Genomic DNA, 23,915 nt, shown 5'->3' with positions numbered 1-23,915 from the left:
CTCTTTGTATTTAACTCTTTGAATTTAACTATGGTTCGAGCCTGCATCCTGCTGTTTTGTCTCTTTTTTGTCGCCTCCGCCCAGGCCAACTCGCCACTGGGGTTGGATAAACGCCTGGGAATTAATCAACAAAACACGGAAGCCCTGTCGCAGGAGCAACAACTGGCGCAGCTGGAAAAAAGCATTCAGCAGCTGGCCGACACAACCCGCAGCTATCAGGAACTGCAGCTCAATTTCGAGAATCGGCGCCAACATCTTTATGATCTGCTGCAAGAAGCCGCCGCGCCACTTAAACCCGAACGCCATCAGGATCTGGATCAGCAGGCCTCCATGGCCTATCTGCGCCTTTCCGAACTGAAAGAGAGTGAAACCAGCCTCAGCCAGGCCAACAGCGCCATGCTCAAGCGCCACAGCGAGTTACCTGCCGAAATAGTTAAAATCAGACAGGCGCTGCTGCAACAGCAAAAAACTCAGGCAGTGGCCACTGACAATACCAGCAAAGCACTGCAACAGGCGCAGTTGTTATTGCTGGAGCAACAGCTCACCACGCTGGAAAGCGAGTTGGCAGTCAGCCAACAAAAGCGCGAACTGCATCAGTTACAACTGCAACTGGTACGCAAGCAGTTGCAGCAACAAGAACTACTTATCGAGCAGCTTAACCGCGCCATTACCGATGCCAGGCAGCAGCAAGTCAACGCCACACTGGCCGAAACCCTCAATTCTGAGGCCGGTACTCACGATAGTCTGACCACAGAGCTAAGCCAGGCTAATCAAAAGTATGGTCAGCAGTTGCAGCAATTGACTGAGCAGACGGCGCAGACCATAGCCCTGCAGGAACAAGCGGAGAAGCAGGATCAGTCCCACAGCAAGCAACTGGACAACATCAAAGAGCAGATCAGCTGGGTCAAGATGAACCCGGTTTTCGGTGAGCGCTTTTTGCAGATCCTGCAGTCACTGCCAAAGCCCCCTAACCAAGAACACCTGCAAACCCAGATAGCCGATGCCAGACTCAATCGCTATCAGATTGAGCAGCAGTTTGCCGCCAATGAGCAACGGCTAACGACCCAGGCCTATAGCAATGAATCTCAGTTGCGATTGCTTGAATCACAACAGGCCTTGCTGAATCAGTTATTGAAAGGCTATGACACTTATCTCAGTGAACTGGCCAAGCTCAAGAGCAAGTATGAGCTGCTCACCGACAGTTATCAGAGACTCAAGTCCACCCTCAATGAACACCTGTTCTGGGTACCCAACGCCTACAGCATCAGCAAGCTGTGGCTGACGGATCTGCAGCGCTCCAGTCTCTGGCTCTGGCAACAAACCGACCTGCCTGAGATAAAGCAGGGGCTGACCGAACTGAGTCCATACTGGTCATGGTGGATCATCCTGGCGGTGTTGTGTCTGGTGGCCCAGGATATTCTCACCCCCAGATTCAAGACCATGATGCGCGAATGTGAGGCGCCGGTCGGCAAGGTGACCCAGGATAAATTTATCTACACCATCCAGACATTAGTGATCAGCGCCGGTTACAGCTTGTTCAAACCCTTTCCCATAGTGGCGGCCGGCTTGATTATGCTGCAGTCCAACAGTAATCCCATTCAGGCCATAGGCATGGGCGTACTGGCTATAGGCAGCCTGTACCAGCTCTATCGCTTCATCTATCTGCTGGCACTGGACAAGGGCCTGCTCATAGGCCATTTCAAAAGGCCGCAAGAGGTGATCCGTCAAGGGCAACAGCGTTTTCGCCGCTTTGTCATCATGGCCATGCCTCTGGTGGGCGTCATGGGCTTTACCGAAATTCTCGACTCCTCTCTGGTGCGCAACAGCATAGGCCGCGGCGCCTTTATTCTGTTCTGTATCATGCTATTTATGCTCTATCGGGACGTACTGACTCTGTCCCGTCGCTATCGTGAAAGCCATCTGGACGACAAGAATAAGCGTCTGCTGCAAAAACTATTGTGGCTACTGTTGTTGCTGGTGCCGCCACTGAGCGCCGTGTTGGCATTCAGGGGCTACTATTTCACCGCCTTCCAGATGCTGCTGCAGCTGCAGCTTTCTTTACTGCTGGGACTCGGCTTCCTGTTGCTGTACCAGTTACTGAAACGTTGGATGTTGATTGAAAGGCGCCGCATCGCCTTCGATCGCGCCAAGGCCCGCCGAGCCGAGCGTCTGGCGCAGCGGGAAAAAGGTGATACCTCATCAAGCAACAACGATCATCAGGACACCTATGAAGAGCCGGTAGTCGATTTGGAAACCATGTCCAGCCAATCACTGGGTTTGGTGAGATCCCTGCTGCTGCTGGCGTTTCTGGCCTGCCTGGTCGGCCTGTGGACCCAAACCCACACCGCCCTGTTCAGCTTCCTCGACGGCATTACTCTTTGGACAACAACGACTACCGGGGTAGGCGGAGTCGAGCAGCCACTGCCCATCACCATGAAGTCGCTGGTATTTGGCGCCATTGTGGTCGGCTTTTCCATGATGATAGCCACCAATCTGCCCGGCCTGTTGGAGCTGACTGTGCTGCAAAAGCTGGATCTCACCCCGGGAACCGGCTTTGCCATCACCACTGTGACCCGTTACCTGGTGGTCTTTATCGGTATCGTCATCGGCTTTGCCACCTTGGGGATGGAGTGGTCCAAGCTGCAATGGTTAATTGCAGCGCTGACTCTGGGTCTTGGTTTTGGTCTACAGGAGATCTTCGCCAACTTTATCTCGGGCCTTATCATACTGTTTGAAAAGCCGGTGCGGATCGGCGATACCGTCACTATTCGCGACCTTACAGGTACGGTATCCAAGATCAAAATCCGCGCGACCACCATCATAGATTGGGACAGAAAAGAGATTATCATCCCCAACAAGGCCTTTATCACAGAGCAGCTAATTAACTGGTCGCTGTCGGATCCCATTACCCGGGTGATCATCTATGTTTCGGTCGCCAGGGATTCAGATCCTGCTCGAGTGGAGGCCGCGCTCTATCAGGCAGTGAAAGAGTGTGAAAACGCACTGGAGACCCCAGAACCGGAAGTCTGGTTTGCCGGTTTCGGCAAGCACACTCAGGACTATGAAGTCAGGGCTTACGCCAAAGATATGTCTTCCCGCTGGCCGCTGCGCCACGATCTGCACAAGCGGATCAGCAAGAAGCTCAAGGAGAACCAGCTGGAGCTGGCTTATCCTCAGCTCGAAGTGCATATCAGCAATACGCACAACAAAGACACCAGCGGTATTATCAGAGGTTAATCGCAGATGTTGATTTTCGCGCACCGTGGCGCCAGTGGTTATGCGCCGGAAAACACCCTTAAGGCGATGGCGCTGGCACTAGAGCTTGGCTGTGAGGCAGTTGAGCTGGATGTACATCATGCCGATGGTGAGCTCTGGGTCTTCCATGACCGCCGCCTGAGCCCCAAGAGCGACGGCAAAGGGCTGCTCGCGCAGCAAAGCAGCAGCTATCTAAAGCAGCTTAGGGTCGAGGGAGAACCTATCCCTACCCTGCGCCAGGTACTTGAGCTTATCGAGGGGCGCATGACGGTCAACATAGAGCTCAAGGGAGTGGGTTGCGTCGAGCCTTTTATCCAGCAATACCCGCAGCTACTGCAACTCGGCTACCAGCCAGAGCAGCTGCTGGTGTCCTCATTCAATCACCTCTGGCTCAAACAGGTAAAACAGCAGTTGCCCGACGTACCCGTAGCGCCACTGCTCGAGGGGATAGCGCTCAACCAAGCCGCCGTGGTCAGTGAGCTCAAGGCCTGGTCACTGCATCTGGATATCAGCTTTATCAGCCGAGAACTGGTAGCCGATGCTCATCAGCGCGGCGCCAAAGTGTATGTCTATACCGTAGATGATGCCGATGATATCAGGGCGCTGGCGGCGCTAGGGGCAGATGGTATTTTTGCCAACTATCCAGACAGAGCCGCCGCCGCATTGACTCAGGAGTCACAAACCGACTACCGCCACTGGTTTGATTGATCATTCGTTTGAATGATCTCTGGTTAGATTGTTCAACTCTGGTTATTGCGCTGGGCCCAGCCGCCGACAAAGATAAAAGTTGCGCTGACCAAGAGTAAAGTCCACAACGCCGGTAGATGCGCCAGCTGCCTGGCGAGCCAGGGACTGAGCGCCACTATCAGCATGCCGTAACCAAAGGCGTTGACCAGAATAAAGATCAGCGTGCGCAGTACAAAATTGCGTGCCCCGAGCTTACGGCGCAGGAAACGGTTGAAGTCGGCACCGAACACCAAAATGACGCAGGCAACCATGGCGGTGGCTATCTCATTGAGCCAGGGATAGAGCTGACTGCCCAGCTGGGTCAGCAGTTGCGTAACTGAATCCATTAAAATATAAAATCCATAAAAATAACGAAAACAACAAGGACAGATACTATGGCATACAAGCTGCTGTTACTCACCCGGGAAAATGCTGAATATCGACAGTTGTTGTCAGAAAAATCACTTCCTGGCCTTACTATCCTGGGCGATGACCCGGCCAATATCGCCAGTGCCGATATCTGGCTGGCCGAGCCGGCTCTGGCCCAACCGCTGCTGAGTCACGGCAAGAATCTCAGTTGGTTGCAATCAACCTTCGCCGGTGTCGATAAACTGCTTGGCGCTAAAACCAGGAAAGACTACCTGCTGACCAATGTGAAGGGGATCTTCGGCCCCTTGATGAGTGAATATGTGTTCGGTTATCTGCTCGCCGAAGTTCGTCAACATGCGCTGTATCATCACCAGCAGCAGGAGAAATACTGGCACCCTGGCTCCCTGGCAACCCTGCAGGGGATGAAGATGCTGATCCTGGGCACGGGTTCCATCGGTGAGCACCTGGCCGCCAGCGCCAAACACTTCAAGATGCAGGTCTGGGGTATGAACCGCAGCCAAAGAGCCGTCGCGGGCTTTGATTGCATCATCGGCCCGGCCCAGCTCGATGAGCTTTTGCCCCAGGCCGATGTGGTTGTCAACACTCTGCCGAGCACTCAGGAGAGCCGAGGCTTGCTGAGCAAAGAGAGACTGGCACAACTCAAAGACAGCGCGATACTGTTCAACATAGGCCGCGGTGACGCCCTAGATCTCGATGCCCTGGTGGTCGAACTCGGCCGCAGAAACCGGCTCAAAGCCGTGCTGGATGTGTTTGCCCAGGAGCCGCTGTCACCGCTGCACCCCATCTGGGATTGCCCCAATGCGGTAATCACTCCCCATATTTCGGCGCCCAGCTTCCCGTCTCAGGTGGTCGATATTTTCGCCCGGAACTATCACCACTACCTCAATGCCGAATCACTGGAGAACCTGGTGTACTTCGACAGAGGCTACTAATCCTTCCTCTAGCGCCCATTCCTCCGGGCGCGGTGCTATTTGCTGACTAAAGACCTAAGGAAGTTCTTGCAAAGGACTAGGGCCATTTGCTGCAAACCACGCCTTGCATCCAAGTCCGTAAGCCGATGCAGAGCACACATGGGACTTATTCGCACCTTCCCTAATAACCAACTAAAGGGTGATCTGCCCTAAAATATACCCAAGCGTTATTAGTATTGATAACGGTTTTCATTTAGAATTGCGTATTGAAAAATAACGTCCACTTACCAGCAGTAACCGGAGCCCGATAAATGTACGTTTGTCTGTGTCATGCGATTACGGATACCCAGATAAAGCAGGCAGTCAGCCAGGGAGATGTTAGCCTCAGCGAGGTGAAAAAACGCCTCTGTGTGGGTGATCAATGCGGTAAGTGTGTACGGATGGCGACGCAAATCATCCAGAATCAGCTGGATCTCGAGCCCAACTATTACGAAGTCGCCTGATATATTGGGTAAAAAAACAAAAGCCGCATCATGATGCGGCTTTTGTGGTTTTTGGGCCGGGCTACTTTTGGGCCGGGCTACAGCGCCGGCTCCTCCAAACTGACTTCGACACTGTCGACCCTTTGCAGCCCTCTTGGCAGCTTGGCGCCGCGACGGCCCCGCTCACCACGGTAATGCTCCAGATCGCTGCTCTTCAATGTCAGCTTACGCTTGCCGGCCCAGAGGGTGACATTGGCACCTTCCGGCACCAGGTATAGATGGGTCACCAACTCTTCGCGGTTTTTTGCTCGCTCCGACGGGATGCCGATGATCTTGTTGCCCTTACCCTTGGCCAACTGCGGCAGCGCCTCCATGGAGAACATCAGCATCCGCCCTTCATTGGTAATGGCCAGAATCGAACTGGGTCTGGACTTGTCCAGTTTACGCGGCGTTAAAGCCTTGGCATTGGCTGGCAGCGTCAGCAAAGCCTTACCCGCCTTGTTACGCGACACCATATCCTTAAAGGCGCAGATAAAGCCGTAACCGGCATCACTCGCCAGCAGGAAGCAGTTATCATCATCCCCGAGCAATACGTGCTCCATGCTCTCCCCCGGGGCCAGATTGAATCTGGTGGTAATAGGTTCCCCTTGGCTACGGGCCGAAGGCAGAGTATGGGTATCCGTGGCGAAGGCGCGCCCGGCGCTGTCAATAAACACAGATTGCTGGTTGCTGCGTCCGGCTGCGGCGCAGAGGAAACTGTCACCTGCCTTGTAGGACAACCCGGCGGCATCGATATCATGACCCTTGGCACAGCGTACCCAACCCTTTTCAGATAGCACCACAGTCACGGGCTCGGTTGGCACCAACTCCTGCTCCGACAGTGCTCTGGATTCGCTTCTCACCACCAGTGGCGAGCGGCGGTCATCACCATAGGTTTCCGCATCTGCCTGCAGTTCTTTCTTGATCAAGGTCTTCAGGCGGCGTTCCGAGCTGAGCAGTTGCTGCAGCTTTTCCCGCTCGGCTTCGAGCTCATCCTGCTCACCACGGATCTTCATCTCTTCCAGCTTGGCCAGATGGCGCAGCTTGAGTTCCAGAATCGCTTCGGCTTGCTTGTCTGTCAGCCCAAAGCGGCGCATCAGTTCGGCCTTGGGTTCATCATGGAAGCGGATGATCTCTATCACTTCATCAATATTGAGGAAGGCTATCATCAAGGCTTCAAGAATATGCAACCTGGCCAGGACTTTATCCAGACGGAATTCCAGACGGCGGCGCACAGTATGAATTCGAAACTCCAGCCACTCACTCAAGAGTTGCTTGAGCCCCTTGACCTGAGGCCGACCATCGAGACCGAGCACATTGAGGTTAACCCTATAGCTCTTTTCCAGATCTGTGGTGGCAAACAGGTGCGCCATCATCTGTTCGATATCGACCCGGTTGGATCTCGGCACTATTACCAAGCGCACCGGACTTTCATGGTCCGACTCATCGCGCAAGTCTGTCACCATAGGCAACTTCTTGGCCTGCATCTGCGCCGCCAACTGTTCGAGGATCTTGCTGGAGCTGGCCTGGTGCGGCAAAGCCGTTATCACCACTTCACCGTTTTCCACAGTGTAAACTGCGCGGGCCTTGATTGAGCCACGGCCCGACTCATAGACCTTGGCGATTTCGGCGCTCGGGGTAATAATTTCGGCCGCAGTCGGATAATCGGGCCCGGGAACCAATTCCATCAGCCGTGGCAAATCGGCCTTGGGATTATCCAGCAGCTCGATACAGGCGCTGGCCAACTCGCGGGCGTTATGGGGCGGAATATCCGTGGCCATACCCACTGCGATACCGGTAATACCGTTGAGCAGAATATGCGGCAGTCTGGCAGGCAGTACCAAGGGCTCTTTCAGGGTGCCATCAAAGTTGACGCCCCAGTCCACTGTGCCTTGACCGAGTTCGCTTAGCAGCACCTCAGAAAACTTGGATAGTCTGGCTTCGGTATAACGCATGGCCGCAAACGACTTGGGGTCGTCCGGAGCCCCCCAGTTACCCTGACCATCCACCAAGGGATAGCGATAGGTGAAGGGCTGCGCCATCAGCACCATGGCTTCGTAACAGGCGCTGTCGCCGTGCGGATGATACTTACCCAGCACGTCACCCACGGTACGGGCCGACTTCTTGTATTTGGCCGCCGCCGATAATCCCAGCTCGCTCATGGCGTAAACGATTCGCCGTTGCACCGGTTTGAGGCCATCGCCAATATGAGGCAAGGCCCGATCCATGATCACATACATGGAATAGTTGAGATATGCCTCTTCGGTGAAGCGCCTGAGCGGCATCTGCTCCACGCCATCCAGGCTCAAGGCTATCGCATCACTCATTATTCATTTTCCTGTTCAGGTGCCGGCGCATAGTCCGACTCAGATTCTGTATCTTCTGCATCAGTGTCTTTGTAGTACAGGCGGTAGATGTTTCCCTTCAGATCATCCGAAATATAGACGGCGCCATCCGGGGCCATCGCCAGTGAATGGGGTCTGGCCACCGGAAACTCACCATCGAGAAAACTCACCAGGGTGCGGCGATTGCTCACCTGGCGGCCATCGGTTTCCAGCACCACTATCTGGTAACCCACCTTACTGGAACGGTTCCAAGAACCATTTTCAGCCAATAAAATCTGGTTATGATATTCAGCGGGAAACTGGCTTCCCCGATAAAACAGCATCCCCATCGGGGATACATGCGCCGGCAGTTCATAGACTGGCTTGGTAATATTCAGGCTCTTGGGCTCTTCATAGGCAGGTTCCTGCACCGCTTTGCCATGCACATAAGGGAATCCATAATGCGCCCCGGCCACATCGACCCGATTTAACTCATCCGGCGGCAGATTATCCCCCATCCAGTCGCGACTCATATCGGCAAACCAGAGGCGGTTATCCAGTGGTGACCAGTCAAAACCTATGACATTGCGTATTCCGAGCGCTATCTGCTGACTACTGCCCGAGTTCACATCCACGGCAATGATGCTGCCAAAAGGGGCACTGGGTTCACACACATTGCAGGGAGCGCTGATGGCGATATAGAGCCTGTCATCCGGGCCAAAGCGCATGGCTCTGGCGCTTTTCTTGCCATTGCCCGGCAATTGGTCATAGACTTCCCGTGCCCGCGGAGGGCGCCTGAGCCTAGGTTCGATATCCCGGTACACCACCACTCTATCTTCCAGAGCGACATAGAGATCGCCCTTGTGAAAGGCCAACGCCTCCGGGTAATCCAGGCCCTTGGCTATCAGATAGCGTTTATCGACCCGGCCATCATGGTTACTGTCGACCAAAGCGTGGATCGTGCCGCTCTTGTGAGAACCAACAAACAGAGTGCCTTCATCTCCTACGGCCATCTGCTTGGCATCACCAACGTCTGTAGCATAGAGAGAAACACCAAAGCCTTTGGTCACGGTAATGATCATCGACTGAGATGCATTGACCGCAGAGCTAAGCCACGCGGCTCCCAATAAAAGCAGGCCCCTGCCAGCCGCGATACCGACTCTGTTCTTCTGGCTCATCATATCCTTGCCTTTAAGTTTTATAGTTATTGGCACATCAAGGGCGATTACAGTTGAGCAAGATCTCCCTTGGTTTCCAACCATGACTTACGATCACCCGAACGCTTCTTGGCCAGCAACATGTCCATCAATGCCACAGTCTCATCGACATCGTCTATGGTCAGCTGTACCAATCTACGGGTATTGGGATCCATGGTCGTTTCCCTCAGTTGCAGTGGGTTCATCTCACCCAGACCTTTAAAGCGGGTAACCTGCACCTTTCCTTTCTTATTGTCTGCGGCAATCCGGTCAAGAATGCCTTGCTTTTCAGACTCATCCAAAGCGTAAAACACTTCTTTGCCGATATCGATACGGAACAGTGGCGGCATCGCAATATACACATGCCCCTTTTCAACCAAGGTGCGATAGTGTTTCAAAAACAGTGCGCACAACAAGGTTGCTATGTGCAAACCATCCGAGTCGGCATCGGCGAGAATGCATATCTTGCCGTATCTGAGTTCGGAGATATCGTCGCTATCGGGATCGCAGCCTATGGCCACTGAGATATCGTGCACTTCCTGGGAGGCCAGCACTTGGCTCGCTTCCACTTCCCAGGTGTTGAGGATCTTACCCCGCAGCGGCATGATCGCCTGAAACTCTCTGTCCCTGGCCTGTTTGGCACTGCCACCGGCCGAGTCCCCTTCCACCAGAAACAGCTCGGAACGCGCCGGATCCTGACCTGTGCAGTCGGTCAGTTTACCGGGCAGCGCCGGGCCTGAAGTGACCTTCTTGCGGGCGACTTTCTTCGCCGCCTTGAGGCGTTTCTGAGCGTTGTTGATGCACATCTCAGCCAGCAGTTCGGCTTGATCTGTGTTGCTGTTGAGCCAGAGGCTGAAGGCATCACGCACCACACCCGACACAAACGCAGAACACTGGCGGCTGGAGAGTTTCTCCTTGGTCTGACCGGCAAATTGCGGATCTTGCATCTTCACCGACAGAATAAAACTGGCCTTGTCCCAGATATCTTCCGGGCTAAGCTTAATCCCCCGAGGGATCAGGTTGCGAAACTCACAGAACTCACGCATCGACTCGAGCAGTCCCTGACGGAAACCGTTCACATGGGTACCACCAAGCGGCGTTGGGATCAGGTTGACATAGCTTTCGCTGATACTGTCGCCGCCCTCGGGCAGCCAGGTAATGGCCCAGTCGGCGGCTTCCAGATTGGTCTTGATACTGCCGACAAAAGGCTCCTGTGGCAGAGCCGGAGCCTCTTTGAGAGAATCTTTCAGATAGTCGGTCAGGCCCTCTTCATAAAACCACTCATGGACCTCACCGTTTTGTTTGTTGGCGAAACGAATTCTAAGCCCAGGACAGAGTACTGCCTTGGCCCGCAACAGGTAAGTCAGCTTGGTGACCGAAAAGTTGGGCGAATCAAAATAGCTGGGCTCAGGCCAGAATTGCACCCGGGTGCCGGTATTGCGGCGCCCGCAGGTACCGGTTTCCCTGAGACTCTCGGCCTTATCGCCATGCTCGAAGGCCATTTCATAGACTTTGGCATCGCGGCGAACCGTGATCTCGACTCTTCGAGAAAGGGCGTTGACCACAGAGATCCCCACCCCGTGCAAACCACCGGAAAACTGATAGTTTTTGTTGGAAAATTTACCACCAGCATGCAGCTTGGTCAGGATCAGCTCGACCCCGGGGATCCCCTCCTCCGGGTGAATATCCACCGGCATGCCTCGGCCATCGTCTGTGACTTCAAGGGAGTTGTCTGTGTGCAATACCACATCGATTCGAGTTGCAAACCCGGCCAAGGCCTCATCGACACTGTTATCTATGACTTCCTGACCCAGGTGGTTGGGTCGGGTGGTATCGGTATACATGCCGGGACGGCGTTTTACCGGATCCAGTCCGTTCAGTACTTCAATGGCATCGGAGGTGTATTGATTGGTCATAGCGCACACTGTCTTTTATGTTCAGGCCATGGTGGGCCGCGAGGATCTGATTGTCAAGATAAGTGTAAAAAACGGCAGACTGAGTCCAGCTTGTCGCCGTAACCCACAAAACTATGGTTTCCACCGCTTTCCAGCAGCATCTCACAGCAGTGATATTTGCCCAGGGCCTGGCGATAATCCAGTACCTCATCGGCAGTCTGTAATAATACAAAAAAACGATCCGGATTGAGAATGACTGGCGTATCAAATTCAATCAGTTGTAGCTGATGTTCCGGCAATAATTGGTAGTGCTCATCGATATAGGGATTGTATTGCGGCCCCAAATAATCGCTGAATAACTCAAAGGGGCGCACCGCCGGATTAACCAGTACCGCCTTGCCGCCATAACGCTCCACTAGCCAAGAGGCAAAATACCCGCCGAGGGATGATCCGATAAACGCCAGAGGCTCACCCTTGGCCTTGGCAGCTTCGGTCAACTGAATCAACAGTTCCATTGCCGCCTTGGGCGAACTGGGTAACTGCGGCTGCTCCAGTCGCACACCGGGAAAGTGTTGTTCAATATGGGTGCGGGTAAGCACGGCCTTGTCAGACAAGGGAGAACTGTTGAAACCGTGAATATAGAGCAGCATAGTTCCTCACTAGGCAGCTGCTCCGATAAAACTCAGTAGCCGCTGGCCTCAGCATCCGGTGCGAAGCGTTCGCCCGGGATCCGATAAACATTGGTGAGCATGCTACCATCGGGCTTAAGCTCCAGCAAACGGTAGCCAGGCTGCAGAGCATCCAGCGCAAAGTAGGAAGACAAGGGTTTAAATTGAATACAGGTCGATGGGGTCGCCATCAAAGATAGCCTGTGATTTTCACCCTGGTATTCGGTATCCAGTTGCTGATGAACATGGCCCCAGAGCATGCCCTTTACCTGAGGGTAACGCCCCATCTCTTTGAGAAACTGGGCGCCATTGTCCATGCAGTGTTGATCCAACCACGCACAGTCCACCAACACTGGATTATGGTGCATCACCAACAGCACATGTCTGTCTGGTTCGGCAGCAATCGCGCTACGAATGACCTCAAGTTCACTTTCAGCCATATGGCCACCCGGTTTTCCCCGCACAGTGGAGTCCAGCAGGATAATCTGCCAATTCCCGGCCAAGACCCGCCTATGACCGTAGACTCGCTCACCCTGCATATGCAGATACATGATCCTGGGGTCGTCGTGATTACCTGGAATATAGTGGCAGGGAAGGTTTAACGGCTTGACCGCTTCAACAAAGTTACGGTAAGACTCACCGGAGTAATCCTGACTGATATCGCCACTGGCTAGCAGCATGTCGGCAGGATACTTGACCGCCTGAATGGTATTGATAACGGCATTGAGACTGTTGGCGGTATTGACGCCAAGAAGCTGCCCTTCGGGATCGGCAAACAGATGAGGATCTGTGATCTGCACCAAACGAACACTCTTGTCCTCAGGAATACTGTATGTGATTGCCTCTTTCAGCACTTTGATTACCCAATCTCAGGACTGACAAACGAGGCGCGCCTGACAGTCTATTTTCAATAACTCCTCCAGGAAGGCGTTTACCTGGTACTTTTCGTCGCGATGATACATGCGTAAGTTCGGATAATCATACACCGGCCGCAATTGGTAAATCTGTCGGCTGCTTAACACTTCTGCTAATTTAGCATCATGATAAATCCGTACAGTGACTTTGGGAGCAGGCACCAAGCCGCCCTTTCCCACATGGCGGGAAATACTGATCAACTGGGTATAGCGGGTATTTTCCAGCAACTCGACATCCAGGCAACCGAAGTCTCCTTCTACCTGCCAGCTTTCGCCCACTTCCCCCTCATCCGGTAACCAGCGCTGAATATGGCCATAATTGCGACCACACAGGGCTAAAAAGCGGCTGACATCCGGCTGATATTTCTTGTCACTGTCTCTCTTATTCATTGGCCTGCAATAAAGTTTGATAATTGAGCTGCAACCATTGCAGTCCGAGCACGGTTGAAGCATTGTCGATTTCGCCACTGAGCACCTTGGCATAAGCATCACTGCGGGACAGCACATGCAGCCTAATGTCCTCATGCTCTTCGGCCAAGCCATGCAATCCGTTTGCCTTTGATGAGTCGACTTCAGCCCAATAGAAGAAGAAGCGTTCACTGCAACCTCCGGGGCTGGAAAGATAGCTGCTTACGGCCGAAATTGCACTGGAGTGGAGTCCAGTTTCTTCCAAAAGTTCCCGTTTGGCCACCTCCTCGGCCACTTCACCGGGGGCAATCATACCCGCCACCAACTCCAACAGCCAAGGAGATTCACTGGTTTCCAATGCCGGAAATCGCACCTGCTCTATCAGCACCACTTTGTCTTCTTGCGGATCGTAGGGCAAAACCACCACGGCATGACCGCGTTCAAATACCTCGCGAGTCACTTCATCGCTCCAGCCCCCGGCAAACAACCGATGACGGAAACGATATTCCTCCATCCGGAAAAATCCCCGGTACAGCGTGCGCTGCCCCAGCACCTGAATATCCTTTTTGGTGAATTTTTCTGCTGCCATTTTCACTCCGCTTTAGCTATAAAAGGTGCAATTTCGAACCACCCGGCACCATTTGCCAATAAAATCTGTTACACTTCCGAATTGACTTGAAAACGGTTGATTTTTTAGTATCAAAACCATTAAGTTTTGCTGTATCGGGAAGCGTCGGGAAGCGCAAACCGCCTTTATCAAAGGCATTAACAGTCTAACGAAGTTGAAACCACCCGTCACAGGGTGTTTGTCTATAAGGACAGCCAATGAAATTCAAGATCCGCACTTTATGCGCGGCGTTAACGCTCGCAGTTTCTGCCCCGGCCGTTCAAGCCGACGATTTACTTCAGATATATCAGCAGGCATTAACCAATGATCCCGTAGTGCTCCAAGCCAAGGCGCAAAGAGATCAACTATATGAAAAAGTTGAAGAAAACCGCGCCCCACTGCTACCAAGCATCAGTGCCAATGTCGGTTACAATAAAGCCTGGAACGATCCTTCTGAAGATAGCAGCGGCCTGACAGGTGCCATCCAACTCAACCAAGTCATCTATAACCATGCCGCTTGGGTAGGTTTGAGCCTGGCAGAGAAAGCCGCATCACAGGCCGATGCCGTCTACGCCTCAGCCCTGCAGACATTGATCACCCGGGTAACCACCGCTTACTTTGACGTGTTGGCGGCCAAGGACAACTACGAATTCAAAGGCGCCGAGAAGCGTGCCATCGAGCGTCAGCTGGAACAAACCAAGCAACGCTTTGCTGTTGGTCTGACAGCCATTACCGATGTCCATGAAGCACAGGCTCAGTATGACCTGGCGACCGCTGCCGAAATTCTGGCCGAGAATGAACTGATCAACAGCTATGAAGCCCTGCGGGAAATCACCGGCATAGATCACAAGAGCATCGATATCCTGGACACCAACCGCTTCTCTGCAGCCAGCCCAACCCCGGCGATGCCAAGCGATTGGCTAAAGATGGCCGAGACCAACAGTGTCGACCTGCTGACCCAGCGTATCGGTAAAGATATCGCCCAGGAAACCATCAGCCTCTATAAGGCCGGCCATATGCCATCTCTGAGCCTGAGTGCCGGTTATACCAAAGGCCTGGAGCAGGAAGTGGGCAGCCAGAGCCAACCAGACTTCGATAACGGTACTGTAGGCGTTAACCTGAGCGTGCCTATCTTTGAAGGTTTCAAGGTCAGCTCTCAGGTGAAACAAGCGCAATACGCCTATGTTGAAGCTAGTCAGAGACTGGAGCAGACCTACCGCCAGGTAGTCAAAAATGTTCGCAACAACTTCAACAACGTTGGCGCTTCTATCAGCTCCATCAAGGCCTATGAGCAGTCAGTGCTCTCTTCCGAAAGTGCATTGAAAGCCACTCAAGCCGGTTTTGAAGTGGGTACCCGTACCATAGTTGACGTGCTGAACCGTACCCGGGATCTGTATGATTCCAAGCGTCAGCTGTCCAACGCCCGTTACGGCTATATCAAGTCGATATTGGCACTGAAACAAGCCACAGGCACCCTGAATGAAGATGATGTCATCTCCATCAACAACGGCCTGAAAACTCCTGCACAGCAGTAAGGGAGTTTAACCAATAAAAAAACCGCCAGCTGGCGGTTTTTTTGTGACTAATCGACTGAAACGGAATTAGAACACCAGTTCTACGCCGGCAAAGAAGCCGTCAAACTGCATATTACTGCTCATGCCGTTGAAGCCGTTCACGTCAAATTTAAACTCGCGATAACCGGCACGCACCCGGGTATCCAGCGCCACGCCATCAAACTCCCAGCCCAGACCCACTTGGTAGTCATAGACATTGGACTCATTGATACCGGCCAACACATCGGCAAAGGCGTACAGGCCGAAGAAAGGCAGGCCAACCTCGGCATTGGCATAACCCATGACCACACCGCTGTCGATATCACGCTGCTCAGGATGCCCCTTGTCTGCCACCCGGAAAGAACCATCCATCAACTTATAGGCACCACCCACATCCAGAGCAACCAGATCATTGTCCAGCAGCTCATAGTAGAGGATAAAGTCTGTGTTGCTCAGGTCAGCCGTGGCGTAAACATCACCGCTGAAGCTGTGGCCGTTGAAATTGAAGTTGGCATTGCTCATCGCGCCATCTTCTTTCAGGCGGTTTTCGCGGATCTTCAGGTTGGGCAGCAGTGGCACAGGGTGCTCAACGCTGAACCAAAGGCTGTACTGGGCGGAAGAGTCATAGTTGAACTCCTGCTGCGGCTGGCCTTTCTCGGCGAAAGTACCGCTGGCATCTCCTTTCCAGTAATCGGCGCCTACCTTAAAGCCTACGACTGTTGCTGCCTGGGCGGAGGTCGCCATCAAAGAAGCCAGCAAGGCTGTCGCCAATAAAGTCTTTTTCATAAATTAACCCTGTGAAAGCAAGTTGGTTAAATCAATCACCGCGGCATTGGCGCGGGACACATAGTTGGCCATCACCAAGGAATGGTTGGCCACCAAACCGAATCCGGAACCGTTGAGGATCATTGGGCTCCAGACTGTTTGCTGAGTCGCTTCCAGTTCACGGATGATCTGTTTGAGACTCACTTCGGCATTCTTTTTCTTCAGTACGTCAGCAAAATCGACTTCTACTGCCTTCATGAAATTCAGCAAAGCCCAGGCAGAGCCTCTGGATTCATAGAAGACATCGTCTATTTGCCACCAGCTGGTCTTAATCTGCTGACTCGCCAGGTTGGGGGTCGACTGACGGGCGGCACTGTCGCCGGCCAGATCGGTATTCAGCCTCTCCTGACCCACACTGGCGGCCAGACGTTGCGACATGCTGCCCAAACGCTTCTGCACCTCTTTCAACCACTCATTGAGGTTATCGGCACGGGCATAAAACTGGGCATCCGGGTTATTGGGATCCATCATCCGCGCCCGGTAAACCTTCAATAGTTTGATAGCATCGCGATACTCGCTCTCGGCACTGGGCACCAGCCAACTGGTATGCTCAATATTCAGCTTGGAGTGCGCTTCCAGCAGATCTTTGTCGGCGGTGGACTGCGACTGGGAGCGGCTGAACTCTTTGCGCATGATCAAAGCGAGATCCCGCACCTGTTCCAAGGCGCCAAATTCAAACGCCGGCATGTTGTCCATCATCACAGAAGGCGGCATCATGTCGTTGGACAACCAGCCTCCTTGCTTATCCAGCAAGGTCTCCATGGTATTGATCAGCGCACTGGTAGTGGCATAACCTGTGATTTTCTCGCCCTTTTCCGATGTCATCACCTGGGGGGGCAGTACTTCGGGTTCAATACTCCACCACACACTGATGCCGTATGCGATAACGAACACTATGGCCGCAGCACCGACACCTTTTTTCCATGTCATTTGCATCCCGGGTTCTCCTTAATGATGGTGATGATGCTCTTGAGCTGCAGGAGCATCATGAGGGGATTTTACTTCGAGTTCGATATTGAGGGTTTCACCATTGGCAAAACTCAGTGTCATAGGCACTTTTTGCCCCAGCTCTAACGGTGCCTTGAGGCCCATGATCATGATGTGATCGCCGCTGCTTTGTAGCGTCAACTGGCCATGCTCAGGCAGCGGGAAAGCCGCCACATGGCGCATTTTAACCAGGCCATCTTCTTCAATCAGGGTATGCAGCATGGTTTCACGGGCCACTGGGGTGCTGGCAGAAACCAGCTCAGTCGCCGCGCCATGGTTGCTGAGTGTCAGATACGCCGCCGTATTGGGAACTGAAGCGGGCATAGCCCGGATATATCCTTGTTCGAGCATTATGTTCGAGGCGAAGGCGCTGGCACTGATGCCGGCCAGCAAGATAACTTTAAACAGTTGTTTGAATATCGCCATCTATGTCTTAAACTCCATGTAAAACCCATTTCGTCAGCAAAGGAAACAACGAATGAGCACGATTCAGGTTCAGGATGAGCAGGGTGTACGCATCATACGTTTTAACCGTCCGGATAAACGTAACGCCCTCGATCTCGATATGTATAAGCAGCTTACAGAATACCTGATCCAGGGGGAAGCGGACAACGAGATCCGTGCCTTTCTGCTGACAGGCAGTGAAAACTGCTTCACTTCAGGCAATGATGTGGCGGATTTTCTCAAGCAGCCGGATCTGGGCCCCAACCATCCTGCAGTGCGATTTCTCTTTTGCCTACTGGAGCTGAAAAAGCCCTTGGTCGCCGCTGTAAGCGGAGCCGCTGTCGGGATCGGTACCACGCTGCTGCTGCATTGTGACCTGGTCTATGCCGATAACACAGCCCAGTTCCGTTTGCCCTTTATCGACCTGGCACTGGTGCCTGAAGCCGGCTCCAGCCTGCTACTGCCTGAGTTGGTCGGTTACCAAAAGGCCTCTGAGCTGCTGTTGCTGGGCGAGAGTTTCGATGCCGAAACGGCGCTGGATCTCAAACTCATCAACCGCATGTTGAGTCCGGTGGAGCTCTTCCCTTATGCGCTGGAAAAGGCCAAGGCCCTGGCTTCCAAGCCACCTCAGGCGCTGCAACTCACCAGACAACTTATGCGACCACACAAGAGCCGGGTACAACACCAGATGCACCAGGAGTTGGAACTCTTCGGCCAGCGTCTGCAGAGCGATGAAGCCAAAGCGGTTTTCCGCCAGTTTCTCAACAAAGGTTAAATCATCGAGGCTGAATCCAATGTTGCTGCGGCTGGGCTGACACCAAGCCAGTCGCAGCAACACTACTACTCCTGCCATTGACTGGACTTGCCTATTCCCCATACTGCCAATGCCAATATCAGAACGGGCCAAATCATTGCAAAGCCGCTGATAAACATCAGTAATGCCGCAGCAACACAAAGTACGCACACCACAGCCAACACACTGAAAGTCATTGCGGCCCAGACCAATGCCAGCATCGCGGTTATCAGGGTCAACACCCAGCTCCAGTTCTCGGCATCCAACCATAAAAACGGACTACCCCAAATCCCCACTGACATAAACTCGCGGCTGAGCAGAGAGACCATAAGGATCAGCGCGCCGACAATGCTCCATACCAGTAACTGAGACAGCAACCTATATCTTCTGTGCTTGTTTCGACTCTTGTTATACATACTCATTTCACCCACTTGGGCCACAGCAGTGCCAGGGCAAAGTAAGCCGTCAATCCGAGCAATGGGTGCATCAGAGTGATGATTGCGGCAACAATTCGGGTCCAGAATACCGACCAGCCAAAACGCTCGGCCATATCGCGGCATAGGCCACAGACGATGGAAGAATTTCCCTTGAGTGTACGTTCCAAATCAAACATAACTGACTCCGATTATCTCGTTAACTGTATCTGCCGGGCACCGCAGGCTAACAACGCCACCAGAGTGTAGCCAAGCAACGGCAGAAACATCAGTAGTGCCAAAGTGCTATTTATCCACATAGGCACCTCAATCGTTGGCTTGGGTCAGAACACTGGTCTCCACGGGTAATTCGGTGATCTGACTCAGGGTTTCTTGAGTCATCTCCTCGCTCAGTTGGGCCACGCTACGCTCCAGTTCCTGTTGCAGGGAGGCCAGCATTTCACGCTTGGCACTAAGCAACATGGTCTGGGCCTGTTGGCTCAGGTTCTGTTCAACAGCACTGAGGATAGGTTGAGTAGGCAGTACATCGGCCTGGGCTGAAACACTGGCTGAGGCCAAAACAACGCCAAGCAGCAAAGATTGAATAGTCAGGTTGGAAGTTTTCATGCTTGTCATCCCTTTCTGGTTAAGCTGAGCGGGTCAGCGGTCAAGATGACTAATTCAAAGGGCGTGCCAACTGGGAAAATTTTCGATTAAGGATATGATATTAAATGAAATAAAAAACAAAAACGGCCAATCATTAACCCAGAATGACTGACCGTAGCAGCACAAAAACACAGCAATTCCCTATCTGTTGGTAAAAAGCACTATCACCATAGCGATTTTCACCACTCGGGTATTACAGCAAGGTCAAACTCCGCTGTGCATCATTTCACGAGCCTGCAGTAACACTTCTATGCCTGCCCCCGGCTTGTGGGCATTCTCGCTCAGATGACGGCGCCAACTGCGAGAGCCGGGGATCCCCTGATACAAGCCTGTCATGTGTCTGCTGATATGATTCAAGCGGCCGCCCGACTGCAGATGAGCTTCCACATAGGGCAACATGGCATCCACCACCTGATCGCGACTCATAACCTGGCTATCGAGGCCAAAGATCTTCTGATCCACCTCGGCCAGCAGATAGGGATTCTGGTAGGCTTCGCGCCCCACCATCACCCCATCCAGCTGGGCCAGATGGGCATGCATCTCTTCAAAGCTCTTGATACCACCATTGATGCTGATCTGCAGGCCGGGAAAATCCTGCTTCAATTGATACACCCTGGGATAATCCAATGGCGGGATCTCACGGTTTTCCTTGGGACTAAGCCCCTGCAACCAGGCCTTGCGGGCATGAACGATAAAAGTATCGCAGCCTGCAGCACTCACCTTGGTAATGAAGTCACAAAGAAATTCGTAGGAATCCTTATCATCTATGCCGATGCGGGTCTTGACCGTCACCGGGATATCCACCTTCTGGCGCATGGCATCAACGCAATGGGCCACCAGCTCGGGCTCTTCCATCAAACAAGCGCCAAAGCGGCCGTTCTGTACTCTATCCGAAGGGCATCCCACATTGAGGTTGACTTCGTCATACCCCCTTTGCTGGGCGATTTCGGCGCAGCGGGCCAGATCCTCAACATTGGATCCACCCAATTGCAATGCCAACGGGTGCTCTTCCTGGTTATAAGCCAGATAATCGCCCTTGCCATGCAGTATCGCGCCTGTGGTCACCATCTCAGTGTAGAGCAGAGTCTGACTCGACATCAGCCGGGCAAAGTAACGATAATGGCGGTCCGTCCAATCCAGCATGGGGGCAATGGAAAAACGGCGGTTGGCATCGATAGGGCTTGGCATTCACAGATCCGGTACGCAAAAATGGGCCGCTATTTTACCCTCTGCGGCCACAAAACGACAGCTGCAGAAACATGTAAAAGCAATTGTCACTATAATGAAACAACAAACCCCTTCATTAACCCCATCGGAAAGCAATCACCCACCCAAAGGGATTGAAATAATATCAACTTACATACTTTTCAATTCTTGTTTAAGCTCCGCGATTTGCCTATCGATTGAGGTCACTCTCGAATCCGCAGCTTGAGTAATAGCAGACATCTCCTGAGCCAAACTTTGCTCCCACTTAGCCCCGGCAAGGTTGTTACTGGCGAAGGCCCTGCTATGCTGCAACTGCCTTATACGCTTATCCCGCTCTTTAAACACCTGACGCCTGTCATACTCAAGTTCATCTATTTTACGTTGAATATCCTGCGCCTTTACATAAGTATCTATATCTTCTCGTAAACTAGATAAAGTGCCCTCAGGAACAGAATCCTGCCGACTAACCACGCTCCCAATATTACTAAGATCTATTTCTTCTGAACCTGCATCACATGGGTCCTGTGAAAAAATAACCTTATCGTCAATTTCGCATTTATAGACAGCTGCTTGAGAAAAAGGTACAAGCCCAGCTGTCGCCAGTAATATGATTTTTCTATCCATAGATCCACCTATTATCCAACCCACAAATGATAACATATCATCAACAATGCAAGGTAGTTCTCGGTTTAATAGGTTTCAGTCTTTATCCCGGCATAAATCAACAACATTTCAGCCAGTGAGCTCACCTGCATGCCCTTCATCAGGTTGGATCTGTGGATCTCCACTGTGCGCATGGCGATGCAGAGTTCGTCGGCTATTTGCTGGTTCTTATAGCCCTTGGCGATGAGATGCAATATCTCTTTCTCCCTCGGAGTCAGCGCCTGGTAGATGCCTTGCAGCTTTCGGCGCTTGGCGATTTCAGCAGAGTGACTCAGCGCCTTGGTGACCGCCTCGGCCAGGCGAGCGCCATCGGCAGGTTTTTGAAAAAAGTCCACCGCGCCGGATTTAAGTGCATCCACCGCCAGCGGCACGTCGCCATGGCCGGTGAGAAAGATCACCGCCAGCGGGCTATTACGCTCGTTGAGCAGTTGCTGCAGCTGCGCCCCACTGAGCCCTGGCATACGCATATCGAGGATCAGGCAGCCGGGCAGATCCAACAGCTGCGCCTTGAGAAAATGCTCGGCATCTTCAAAGGCCTGCACCTCAAAACCATAGCCTTCCAGCATAAATCCCAACGAACGCCGCACCGAATCATCGTCATCCACCAGATAGACTGACTGACGCTTGTCATCAGTCGGTGAACTGTTTTGGGCCGCAAATTGTCCCGGCATTTTTCTTTCTCCTTGGCAAAACGGGTTTAAGCCAGCACCACAGTGACCAGACAACCGCCCTCAGGCGGCTGCAGCAGACTGATGCTGCCGCCATGGCTCTCGGCGATTTCGCGGCAGATCACCAGCCCCAGCCCCAGGCCATCTGTCTTGGTACTGGTAAAGGCCTGCATCAGGCTCTTGCCATCCTGTTTAAGCCCTGGGCCATTGTCCTGCACTTCCAGCAAGAGCTTGCCGGGCTGAGATTGATAATCCAGCCGCAGCGCAATAATTCGCTCGGCCTTAGGTTCTTCAGCCAAGGCTTCGATGGCATTCTTAAGCAGATTCAACAAGAGTTGCTGCATGGCGACTGTATCCAGTTGCATGGGGCTTTCTTCGCCGACAATCTGCCAATCGACGCGGATCGCTTGTTTCTCCAGTTCATGCCCCAGCAGAGTCAGCGTCTCGCTCAGCAAGGGGCTGAACGGCTGCAACTGTTTTTGCGGCGGGCGCTTTTTCAAAAGCCCCCTGAGCCTTTGAATGATACCGTGGGCGCGGCCCACTTCCGACTGTATCTGTTCCAGTGCCAGCGGCAATTTGTCCAGTTGCCCCTGTTGCAGCCTGACACTGGCGCCGTGGCAATAGTTGCCTATGGCCGCCAAAGGTTGGTTCAGCTCATGGGCCAGGCTGGCACCCAGTTCACCGGCCACCGCCGCCCGCTGGGCATGTTCCAGCAGACTGAGGTTTTCACTCAGTTGCCGCTGGGCCTTGGCCAGTTCCCGGCCGCGGCGACTGAAACTGTATTCGAGCCAGAAGTGATAACCGTTGAGCAGCACCAGCAGCGCCAGCAAGCTCCAGCCCCAATGACTGTGGGCCTTGAGCCACTGCAACGCCCTTTGCCACCAAGGCGCCTGCAATGGGTGCAGGTCCAGATCCTTGAGCAGCTTATCAATGGCCAGTTGACTGACCGCCGTGGTCCACCCCAGCGAGCCGGACATTTTGGCCGCCTCACTGTCCTCCGGCAGTGCCAATAGGGCCAGGGTCAACTGCTTGGCCAGCCCCTGACCGGCACGGCTGGTCTTGGCCATAGACCAGTTGGGATAGAGGCGGGTAGACACCTCGCAGGCAAACCCTGCCGGCGCCTGGTTATCCAGCACCCGATAGTGCCCGGCATCGATAAGCCCCTCCGCCGCCATCTGCTCCAACTGGCAGACTGGCACCACGGCGGCGTCTATACTGCCATCGCGCAGGCGATAGAGCAGATTATCCAGCGGAAACCCCAAAGATTGGATCTCGGCCACATAGCTTGGCAGATCTATCTGCTTGAGCCGCGCTTCATACACCAAGGTCAGGTAGCCGCCGAAGGCCTGGGTCGAGACTATCCCCAGGCGCTTGTGCCTGAGATCTTGCAGATGTTGCAGGCTGGACTCGCTTCTTACCACCAGCGCCGACCCCACCTGCATCGGCTCACCGGCATTGAGGCGGCTCTTGAGGGTCGCCAGCCAGCTTAAGGAATATTGCCGCGCCAACAGCACTGATTGGCCCGGATTGGTGATCACAAAGTCCAGCTCCTGGGCGGCCACCGCCTGCGATAGCTGCTCCAGCGTCAAAGGGTGCAGGCGAAAGTAATATCCCGGGATCTGCTGCTCGAGCCAATTCATGGTGGGTTGCCAGCGGTTGATGCTATCGCTGTAGCCCCGGGTAGCCAACACACCTATATCCACCACCGCCTTATCGGTCAGCGCTCCGCTTGTCATGGCTGGGCCTGATACCGGCAACGGCTCAGTCGCTACCGCAGCTGACGGCCAATGGCTGAGCAGTACAGTCGCAAACAGATAACACAGCAGATACAGGGTTCTCATCTCTTGATTTTGGCTCCGGTTAGGAAATGTAGCGGCCACAA

24 protein-coding genes are annotated in these 23,915 nt (G+C 53.4%); 6 read left to right on the top strand and 18 right to left on the bottom strand.

The window, feature by feature from the left end:
• Nucleotides 1-30: 30 nt before the first annotated feature.
• Together CBE72_RS08135 and CBE72_RS08130 are read left to right on the top strand one after the other, a co-directional pair.
• A complete protein-coding gene (locus tag CBE72_RS08135; protein WP_100143106.1) occupies nucleotides 31-3,237 on the top strand; it encodes a mechanosensitive ion channel domain-containing protein in 3,207 nt (1,068 codons plus the stop codon).
• 6 nt (nucleotides 3,238-3,243) lie between these two features.
• Entirely contained in the window at nucleotides 3,244-3,963 is a 720-nt protein-coding gene (locus CBE72_RS08130) for a glycerophosphodiester phosphodiesterase (protein ID WP_100143105.1), read from the top strand.
• Nucleotides 3,964-3,995: 32 nt separating this feature from the next.
• On the opposite strand, the gene CBE72_RS08125 is transcribed toward CBE72_RS08130, so the two are convergent.
• Entirely contained in the window at nucleotides 3,996-4,328 is a 333-nt protein-coding gene (locus CBE72_RS08125) for a DUF3392 domain-containing protein (protein ID WP_100143104.1), read from the bottom strand.
• Between the two features lie 48 nt (nucleotides 4,329-4,376).
• On the opposite strand from CBE72_RS08125, the gene CBE72_RS08120 reads away from it, so the two are divergent.
• The gene (locus CBE72_RS08120; RefSeq protein WP_100143103.1) at nucleotides 4,377-5,303 is read left to right on the top strand and encodes a D-2-hydroxyacid dehydrogenase; all 927 of its coding nucleotides are present in this window, start codon (nucleotides 4,377-4,379) and stop codon (nucleotides 5,301-5,303) included.
• A 290-nt stretch (nucleotides 5,304-5,593) separates the two neighbouring features.
• Entirely contained in the window at nucleotides 5,594-5,785 is a 192-nt protein-coding gene (locus CBE72_RS08115; protein ID WP_100143102.1) for a bacterioferritin-associated ferredoxin, read from the top strand.
• Nucleotides 5,786-5,862: 77 nt separating this feature from the next.
• On the opposite strand, the gene parC is transcribed toward CBE72_RS08115, so the two are convergent.
• The 7 genes from parC to nudF are packed head-to-tail and all read right to left on the bottom strand — an operon-like array spanning nucleotide 5,863 to nucleotide 13,797.
• On the bottom strand, nucleotides 5,863-8,130 hold the full coding sequence (gene parC, locus CBE72_RS08110) for a DNA topoisomerase IV subunit A (RefSeq protein WP_100143101.1): 2,268 nt from the start codon (nucleotides 8,128-8,130) through the stop codon (nucleotides 5,863-5,865).
• The gene (locus CBE72_RS08105) at nucleotides 8,130-9,308 is read right to left on the bottom strand and encodes a PQQ-dependent sugar dehydrogenase (protein WP_167387655.1); all 1,179 of its coding nucleotides are present in this window, start codon (nucleotides 9,306-9,308) and stop codon (nucleotides 8,130-8,132) included. Before CBE72_RS08105 ends, parC begins: the two co-directional genes overlap by 1 nt.
• A gap of 44 nt (nucleotides 9,309-9,352) precedes the next feature.
• Nucleotides 9,353-11,239 carry a DNA topoisomerase IV subunit B gene (gene parE, locus CBE72_RS08100; protein WP_100143100.1) on the bottom strand — a complete coding sequence of 629 codons (1,887 nt, stop codon included), beginning with the start codon at nucleotides 11,237-11,239 and terminating at the stop codon, nucleotides 9,353-9,355.
• Nucleotides 11,240-11,292: 53 nt separating this feature from the next.
• A complete protein-coding gene (locus tag CBE72_RS08095; protein ID WP_100143099.1) occupies nucleotides 11,293-11,868 on the bottom strand; it encodes a YqiA/YcfP family alpha/beta fold hydrolase in 576 nt (191 codons plus the stop codon).
• Nucleotides 11,869-11,900: 32 nt separating this feature from the next.
• Nucleotides 11,901-12,740, bottom strand: a complete 840-nt coding sequence (gene cpdA, locus CBE72_RS08090; protein WP_100143098.1) for a 3',5'-cyclic-AMP phosphodiesterase — start codon at nucleotides 12,738-12,740, stop codon at nucleotides 11,901-11,903.
• A 15-nt stretch (nucleotides 12,741-12,755) separates the two neighbouring features.
• A complete protein-coding gene (locus CBE72_RS08085; protein WP_100143097.1) occupies nucleotides 12,756-13,190 on the bottom strand; it encodes a DUF1249 domain-containing protein in 435 nt (144 codons plus the stop codon).
• On the bottom strand, nucleotides 13,183-13,797 hold the full coding sequence (gene nudF, locus CBE72_RS08080) for an ADP-ribose diphosphatase (RefSeq protein ID WP_100143096.1): 615 nt from the start codon (nucleotides 13,795-13,797) through the stop codon (nucleotides 13,183-13,185). The genes CBE72_RS08085 and nudF overlap by 8 nt, the downstream gene beginning before the upstream one ends.
• Before the next feature lie 236 nt (nucleotides 13,798-14,033).
• On the opposite strand from nudF, the gene tolC reads away from it, so the two are divergent.
• Nucleotides 14,034-15,350, top strand: a complete 1,317-nt coding sequence (gene tolC, locus CBE72_RS08075; protein WP_100143095.1) for an outer membrane channel protein TolC — start codon at nucleotides 14,034-14,036, stop codon at nucleotides 15,348-15,350.
• A gap of 66 nt (nucleotides 15,351-15,416) precedes the next feature.
• Here tolC and CBE72_RS08070 read toward each other — a convergent pair whose 3' ends face one another.
• From CBE72_RS08070 to CBE72_RS08060, 3 genes are read right to left on the bottom strand one after another with little or no spacing between them, the layout of a single operon-like run.
• Nucleotides 15,417-16,154 (bottom strand): TIGR04219 family outer membrane beta-barrel protein, encoded by a 738-nt coding sequence (locus CBE72_RS08070; RefSeq protein WP_100143094.1) that lies wholly within the window; start codon nucleotides 16,152-16,154, stop codon nucleotides 15,417-15,419.
• Nucleotides 16,155-16,157: 3 nt separating this feature from the next.
• On the bottom strand, nucleotides 16,158-17,129 hold the full coding sequence (locus tag CBE72_RS08065; protein ID WP_100143093.1) for a DUF2333 family protein: 972 nt from the start codon (nucleotides 17,127-17,129) through the stop codon (nucleotides 16,158-16,160).
• A 12-nt stretch (nucleotides 17,130-17,141) separates the two neighbouring features.
• Complete coding sequence (locus CBE72_RS08060) at nucleotides 17,142-17,606, bottom strand: copper chaperone PCu(A)C (RefSeq protein WP_167387654.1); 465 nt, start codon at nucleotides 17,604-17,606, stop codon at nucleotides 17,142-17,144.
• 52 nt (nucleotides 17,607-17,658) lie between these two features.
• Between CBE72_RS08060 and CBE72_RS08055 the strand changes: the two genes are divergently transcribed.
• Nucleotides 17,659-18,399, top strand: coding sequence for an enoyl-CoA hydratase (locus CBE72_RS08055; RefSeq protein WP_025886877.1), 741 nt, complete (start codon nucleotides 17,659-17,661; stop codon nucleotides 18,397-18,399).
• A gap of 65 nt (nucleotides 18,400-18,464) precedes the next feature.
• Here CBE72_RS08055 and CBE72_RS08050 read toward each other — a convergent pair whose 3' ends face one another.
• The 7 genes from CBE72_RS08050 to CBE72_RS08020 form a co-directional block, all read right to left on the bottom strand.
• Complete coding sequence (locus CBE72_RS08050; protein WP_157929050.1) at nucleotides 18,465-18,839, bottom strand: hypothetical protein; 375 nt, start codon at nucleotides 18,837-18,839, stop codon at nucleotides 18,465-18,467.
• Nucleotides 18,836-19,030, bottom strand: coding sequence for a PspC domain-containing protein (locus CBE72_RS08045; protein WP_100143091.1), 195 nt, complete (start codon nucleotides 19,028-19,030; stop codon nucleotides 18,836-18,838). Before CBE72_RS08045 ends, CBE72_RS08050 begins: the two co-directional genes overlap by 4 nt.
• Before the next feature lie 127 nt (nucleotides 19,031-19,157).
• Nucleotides 19,158-19,457 (bottom strand): hypothetical protein, encoded by a 300-nt coding sequence (locus CBE72_RS08040; protein ID WP_100143090.1) that lies wholly within the window; start codon nucleotides 19,455-19,457, stop codon nucleotides 19,158-19,160.
• Between the two features lie 243 nt (nucleotides 19,458-19,700).
• Nucleotides 19,701-20,684, bottom strand: coding sequence for a tRNA dihydrouridine(20/20a) synthase DusA (dusA, locus tag CBE72_RS08035; RefSeq protein WP_100143089.1), 984 nt, complete (start codon nucleotides 20,682-20,684; stop codon nucleotides 19,701-19,703).
• Nucleotides 20,685-20,852: 168 nt separating this feature from the next.
• Nucleotides 20,853-21,326 (bottom strand): DUF4124 domain-containing protein, encoded by a 474-nt coding sequence (locus CBE72_RS08030; protein ID WP_100143088.1) that lies wholly within the window; start codon nucleotides 21,324-21,326, stop codon nucleotides 20,853-20,855.
• 65 nt (nucleotides 21,327-21,391) lie between these two features.
• The gene (locus CBE72_RS08025) at nucleotides 21,392-22,036 is read right to left on the bottom strand and encodes a response regulator transcription factor (RefSeq protein WP_100143087.1); all 645 of its coding nucleotides are present in this window, start codon (nucleotides 22,034-22,036) and stop codon (nucleotides 21,392-21,394) included.
• Between the two features lie 26 nt (nucleotides 22,037-22,062).
• The gene (locus CBE72_RS08020) at nucleotides 22,063-23,874 is read right to left on the bottom strand and encodes a sensor histidine kinase (protein ID WP_100143176.1); all 1,812 of its coding nucleotides are present in this window, start codon (nucleotides 23,872-23,874) and stop codon (nucleotides 22,063-22,065) included.
• Nucleotides 23,875-23,915: the final 41 nt, after the last annotated feature.

It is taken from the genome of Shewanella carassii (assembly GCF_002777975.1).
In the GTDB taxonomy this organism is placed as follows: Bacteria; Pseudomonadota; Gammaproteobacteria; order Enterobacterales; family Shewanellaceae; genus Shewanella; species Shewanella carassii.
Note: the sequence above shows the minus strand (reverse complement) of the source record. Positions and strands in the feature narration are given on the sequence as shown.